At 65.9% G+C, this 5,453-nt stretch carries 6 protein-coding genes; 5 read left to right on the plus strand and 1 reads right to left on the minus strand.

Annotation, left to right across the window (positions count from 1 at the left end; genetic code table 11):
• The first annotated feature begins 117 nt into the window (after window positions 1-117).
• The 5 genes from ACIPIA_RS09585 (at window position 118) to ACIPIA_RS09605 (ending at window position 4,917) form a co-directional block, all read left to right on the plus strand.
• A complete protein-coding gene (locus ACIPIA_RS09585) occupies window positions 118-885 on the plus strand; it encodes an ABC transporter ATP-binding protein (RefSeq protein WP_400508909.1) in 768 nt (255 codons plus the stop codon).
• Window positions 872-1,618: an ABC transporter ATP-binding protein gene (locus ACIPIA_RS09590; protein WP_400508911.1), complete on the plus strand. Its 747-nt coding sequence runs from the start codon at window positions 872-874 to the stop codon at window positions 1,616-1,618. Before ACIPIA_RS09585 ends, ACIPIA_RS09590 begins: the two co-directional genes overlap by 14 nt.
• 75 nt (window positions 1,619-1,693) lie before the next feature.
• Window positions 1,694-2,896: an ABC transporter substrate-binding protein gene (locus ACIPIA_RS09595; RefSeq protein WP_400508913.1), complete on the plus strand. Its 1,203-nt coding sequence runs from the start codon at window positions 1,694-1,696 to the stop codon at window positions 2,894-2,896.
• 120 nt (window positions 2,897-3,016) lie between these two features.
• The gene (locus tag ACIPIA_RS09600; protein ID WP_400508915.1) at window positions 3,017-3,904 is read left to right on the plus strand and encodes a branched-chain amino acid ABC transporter permease; all 888 of its coding nucleotides are present in this window, start codon (window positions 3,017-3,019) and stop codon (window positions 3,902-3,904) included.
• A 20-nt stretch (window positions 3,905-3,924) separates the two neighbouring features.
• Entirely contained in the window at window positions 3,925-4,917 is a 993-nt protein-coding gene (locus ACIPIA_RS09605) for a branched-chain amino acid ABC transporter permease (protein WP_400508917.1), read from the plus strand.
• Window positions 4,918-4,950: 33 nt separating this feature from the next.
• On the opposite strand, the gene ACIPIA_RS09610 is transcribed toward ACIPIA_RS09605, so the two are convergent.
• Window positions 4,951-5,451 (minus strand): isochorismatase family protein, encoded by a 501-nt coding sequence (locus ACIPIA_RS09610; RefSeq protein ID WP_400508918.1) that lies wholly within the window; start codon window positions 5,449-5,451, stop codon window positions 4,951-4,953.
• Window positions 5,452-5,453: the final 2 nt, after the last annotated feature.

The following is a 5,453-nucleotide window of genomic DNA, read 5'->3' on the forward strand; positions in this document are numbered from 1 at the left end:
GAGGCTTGCCTTCCAGCCCTCGGAACGTTGACTTATGTTCACGGCGCGGTGCAGCATGCCATGCAAGGGGAACCGCACAAGCAAGAAAGACTAAGCTGATGAGGGCTGGCAATCGGCATGCCTGAGGACAATATTCTTTCGACGTCAGGTCTAACCAAAGAATTTGCCGGCTTTACAGCTGTGAACGGCGTGGACCTCCAGGTCCGGCGCGGCTCGATCCACGCTTTGATCGGGCCGAACGGTGCAGGCAAGACAACCTGTTTCAACCTGCTGACCAAGTTCCTCCCGCCTACGCGGGGCACGATCACCTATAACGGCCGCGACATCACGCGGGAGAAGCCGGCCGAGATCGCGCGGCTCGGGCTGGTGCGCTCGTTCCAGATCTCGGCGGTGTTTCCGCAGCTTTCGGTGCTGACCAATGTCCGCATCGCACTGCAGCGCAAGCGCGGCGACTCGTTCGACTTCTGGCGGTCGGAGCGAGTACTGAAGACCCTCGATGACGAGGCGAAGAGCCTCGTCGACGCGGTCGGGCTCACGCCTTTCCTGTCGCTGACGGCGGGGGAGCTCTCCTATGGCCGCAAGCGCGCGCTGGAGATCGCTACGACGCTGGCGCTCGACCCTGAAATGCTGCTGCTCGACGAGCCGATGGCGGGCATGGGCCGCGAGGATGTCGAGCGCATCGAGGCACTGATCCGCAAGGTCTCGAAGAACCGCACCATCCTGATGGTCGAGCACAACCTCTCGGTCGTCGCCTCGCTGTCGGATCGCATCACCGTGCTTGCGCGCGGGCAGGTGCTTGCCGAGGGCGACTACGCCACCGTCTCGAAGGACCCGCGCGTGGTCGAGGCCTATATCGGTTCGGGAGGCGGCCATGGCCATCACTGAGGCTGCGAAAGCCCCCTCCGCCGCAACCGGCACCGTGCCACTGCTCAAGGTGCGCGGGCTCGAGGCCTGGTACGGCGAATCCCATGTTCTGCACGGCATCGACCTCGACGTCGCGCCGGGCGAGGTGGTGACGCTGCTCGGGCGCAACGGCGCCGGCAAGACGACGACCCTGAAATCGATCATGGGCGTGATCGGCAAGCGCAAGGGCTCGGTCGTGCTGGAAGGGACCGAGACCATCGGCCTGCCCTCGCGCGCCATCGCCCGGCTCGGCATCGGCTTCGTGCCGGAGGAGCGCGGCATCTACTCCTCGCTCTCGGTCGAGGAGAACCTGATGCTGCCGCCGCAGGTCAGGCCCGGCGGGCTTTCGCTCGACGCGATCTTCACGCTCTTTCCGAACATCAAGGAGCGGCTGAAGAGCCAGGGCACCAAGCTCTCCGGCGGCGAGCAGCAGATGCTGGCGATCGGCCGCATCCTGCGCACCGGCGCGCATCTGCTCCTGCTCGACGAGCCGACCGAGGGCCTCGCCCCGGTGATCATCGAGCAGATCGGCCGGACCATCGCGAAGCTGAAGCAGGAAGGCTTCACCATCATCCTGGTGGAGCAGAACTTCCGCTTCGCCCAGACGGTGGCGGACCGGCATTATGTCGTCGAACAGGGCAAGGTGATCGACATGATCCCCAATGCCGAGCTCGACGCCAACATCGACAAGCTGCACCGCTATCTCGGCGTCTGACGCGGCGCGCAGCGCCGGCAACGTGCGGCCAAGAACACGGCGAAAACGCCGACAACCTCAGCAGGGAGAACGACAATGAAGCTCAAGACGATTCTGGCCACGACCGCGCTCGCCGCGCTGATGGCGAGCCCGGCACTGGCCCAGCAGCTTGCCGTCAAGGCCGGTGTATTGAACGACCGCTCCGGCCTCTATGCCGACCTTTCGGGCGAGGGCTCGGTCATCGCCGCGCGCATGGCGGTGGAGGACTTCAAGGCCGCCGACAAGGGCATCAAGGTCGAGATCGTGTCGGCCGACCACCAGAACAAGCCCGACGTCGGCTCGACCATCGCCCGGCAATGGTACGACCAGGACGGCGTCGACCTCATCCTCGACGTGCCGACATCCTCGGTCGCGCTGGCGGTGAGCCAGATCACAAAGGAAAAGAACAAGATCCACATCAACTCCGGCGCCGGCACCTCGGACCTGACCGGAAAGGCCTGCAGCCCCAACACGGTCCACTGGACCTACGACACCTACGCTCTCGCCCAGGGCACCGGCGGCGCCATGGTGAAGGCCGGCGGCGACACCTGGTTCTTCATGACCGCGGACTACGCCTTCGGCCATGCGCTGGAGCGCGACACCTCCGCCGTGGTGCAGAAGGCCGGCGGCAAGGTCCTCGGCGCGGTGCGCACGCCGTTCCCCGGCACCGACTTCTCGTCCTTCCTGCTGCAGGCACAGGCCTCCAAGGCCAAGGTCATCGGCCTCGCCAATGCCGGCGGCGACCTGATCAACTCGGTCAAGCAGGCGAGCGAGTTCGGCATCACCCAGGGCGGCCAGAAGCTCGCCGGCCTGCTGACCTTCATCAGCGACGTCAACGCGCTCGGCCTGCAGGCGGCGCAGGGCCTCGTGCTGACTGAATCCTTCTACTGGGATCGCGACGACCAGACCCGCGCCTGGTCGGAGCGCTTCGCCAAGCTCAACGGCGGCAAGAAGCCGAGCATGGTGCAGGCCGGCGTCTATTCCGGCATGCTGCACTACCTCAAGGCGGTCGAGGCGGCGAAGAGCAAGGACGCCGCCACCGTCATGGCCAAGATGAAGGAGATGCCGACCGACGACCCGATCTTCGGCAAGGGCTCGATCCGCGTCAACGGCCGCAAGCTGCACGACATGTATCTCTACGAGGTCAAGAAGCCATCGGAATCGAAGGGCCCGTGGGACTACTACAAGCAGATCGCGGTGCTGCCGGCGGAGCAGGCCTTCCAGCCGCTCGCCGAGACCGGCTGCTCGCTCGTCAAGTGATCCGCGCCCGAAGCCCGGCCGGGCCGGGCTTCCAATCCTCCTGCGTCATTCCGGCCGCCGACATGCGAGCCGGAATGACGAACGAGGTCCGTGAAGACATCCAGATGATCTGAGTCCTGCATGTTCGAACTTCTCGGTGTCCCGCCCCAGGCGCTGTTCGGCCAGGTCCTTCTCGGCCTGATCAACGGCTCGTTCTACGCGATCCTCAGCCTGGGGCTCGCGGTGATCTTCGGGCTGCTCAACATCATCAACTTCACCCACGGCGCCCAGTACATGATGGGTGCCTTCGTGGCCTGGATGTGCCTGAACTATCTCGGCATCAACTACTGGGCGGCCTTGCTGCTGGCGCCGATCATCGTCGGGGCGACCGGTATCGCGGTCGAGCGGCTGCTGCTGAAGCGCATCGCCCATCTCGACCATCTCTACGGGCTGCTGCTGACCTTCGGCCTGGCGCTGATCATCCAGGGCCTGTTCCGCAACTATTACGGCTCCTCCGGCCTGCCCTATGCCATCCCGCCGCAGCTCGCGGGCGGCCAGAATCTCGGCTTCATGTTCCTGCCGAACTATCGCGGCTGGGTGATCGTCGCTTCGCTGGTGGTCTGCCTCGGCACCTGGTTCCTGATCGAGAAGACCAAACTCGGCGCCTACCTGCGCGCCGCGACCGAGAACCCGACCCTGACCCAGGCCTTCGGCATCAACGTGCCGCTGCTGGTGACGCTGACCTACGGCTTCGGCGTGGCTCTCGCGGCCTTCGCCGGCGTACTCGCCGCGCCGATCTACTCGGTCAACCCGAACATGGGCGGCGACCTGATCATCGTCGTCTTCGCCGTCGTGGTGATCGGCGGCATGGGCTCGATCATGGGCGCCATCGTCACCGGGTTCTCGCTCGGGCTGATCGAGGGCCTGACCAAGGTGTTCTACCCGGAAGCGGCCGCGACCGTGATCTTCATCATCATGGTGCTGGTGCTGCTGGTGAAGCCGGCCGGCCTGTTCGGCCGCTCGGCCTGACGCAGAGCAAGGACAAAGACATGACCGACCTTGCCTCGACCGACACCCCTGCCGCCGGCCTCGCCATCGGCGAGACCGATCGCGGAACCGAGCGCCTGCACCGCAACCTGTTCATCGCCATCGCCGCGGTGCTCGTGGTCGCGCCCTTCGTCGCCTACCCCGTCTTCGTGATGAAGGTCCTGTGCTTCGCGCTGTTCGCGCTCGCCTTCAACCTCCTGCTTGGCTATGGCGGCCTCCTGTCCTTCGGCCACGCCGCCTATTTCGGCATGGCGAGCTATGTCTCGGCCTACACCGCCAAGAACTGGGGGCTGACGCCCGAGCTGGCGATCCTGCTCGGCACGGCCGTCGCCGCGGTGCTCGGCACCGTCTTCGGCGCGCTCGCCATCCGCCGCCAGGGCATCTATTTCGCGATGATCACGCTGGCGCTCGCCCAGATGGTGTTCTTCTTCTCGCTGCAGACGCCGCGCTTCACCGGCGGCGAAGACGGCATCCAGGCGGTGCCGCGCGGCAAGTTCCTCGGCCTGATCAGCCTCGCCGACGACCGCGTGCTGTACTGGCTGGTGGCGGCGATCTTCATGGCCGGCCTGCTGCTGATCTACCGCATCATCCACTCGCCCTTCGGTCAGGTCTGCAAGGCGATCCGCGACAACGAGCCCCGCGCCATCTCGCTCGGCTACCGCGCCAACCAGTACAAGCTCGCCGTCTTCGTGCTCTCCGCGACGCTGGCCGGGCTCGCCGGCGCGACCAAGGCGATCGTATTCCAGCTGGCATCGCTGACGGACGTCTACTGGTCGATGTCCGGCGAGGTCGTTCTGATGACGCTGGTCGGCGGCCTCGGCACGGTCTTCGGGCCGATCGTCGGCGCCATCGTCATCGTCGCGATGCAGAACTACCTCGCCACGCTTGGCGCCTGGGTCACCGTCGTCCAGGGCATCGTCTTCGTGGTCTGCGTGCTGCTCTTCCGCGAGGGCATCGTCGGCGTGATTTCGAAGGCGATCAAGAAGCCGCTCTGACAGCGCGGCTTCCCCGACCGCCGAGTCGAGCCGCTAGCGGATCATCCTCGATACCGGACGGAACTGCGGATGCTCGGCCGTCCGCAGCCATTCGAACAGCACCATCTCGGTCGTCACGATCTCGGCGCCATGCGCCGCCATGCGGCTGATCGCGATCTCGCGCGATTCCGGTGCCCGTGAGCCGATCGCATCGGCGGCGACGATCACCCGCCGCCGATGTGCCAGCAGGCTGAGCACCGTCTGGCCGACGCAGACATGCGCCTCGCAGCCGCAGACCACCAGTTCGCGATCTCCCGCCACGGCCTCGAGAAAGGCGGGCTCGCCGCAGGCATCGAAGCTCATCTTGGTGACGGCAGGGCCGGCTTCGGCCAGCTCCGGTACCGTCACGCCCAGGCCACGCGGATTCTGCTCGGTCAGCACGACGGAAACATCGAGCAGCCGCGCCGCCTCGACGAGCCTGCCGGCATTGAGCAGCACCGTCTCGCCGGCATGGATCGCCGGCATCAACCGCACCTGAAAATCGATGACGACCAGAA

Origin of the sequence: Allobosea sp. CER48, assembly GCF_044752385.1 — a bacterium.
In the GTDB taxonomy this organism is placed as follows: domain Bacteria; phylum Pseudomonadota; class Alphaproteobacteria; order Rhizobiales; family Beijerinckiaceae; genus Allobosea.

Bases quoted from the DNA above. Each gene is read 5' to 3' on its own strand.
- ACIPIA_RS09585 (WP_400508909.1), top strand. From the start codon at position 118: ATGCCTGAGGACAATATTCTTTCGACGTCAGGTCTAACCAAAGAATTT.
- ACIPIA_RS09590 (WP_400508911.1), top strand. From the start codon at position 872: ATGGCCATCACTGAGGCTGCGAAAGCCCCCTCCGCCGCAACCGGCACC.
- ACIPIA_RS09595 (WP_400508913.1), top strand. From the start codon at position 1,694: ATGAAGCTCAAGACGATTCTGGCCACGACCGCGCTCGCCGCGCTGATG.
- ACIPIA_RS09600 (WP_400508915.1), top strand. From the start codon at position 3,017: ATGTTCGAACTTCTCGGTGTCCCGCCCCAGGCGCTGTTCGGCCAGGTC.
- ACIPIA_RS09605 (WP_400508917.1), top strand. From the start codon at position 3,925: ATGACCGACCTTGCCTCGACCGACACCCCTGCCGCCGGCCTCGCCATC.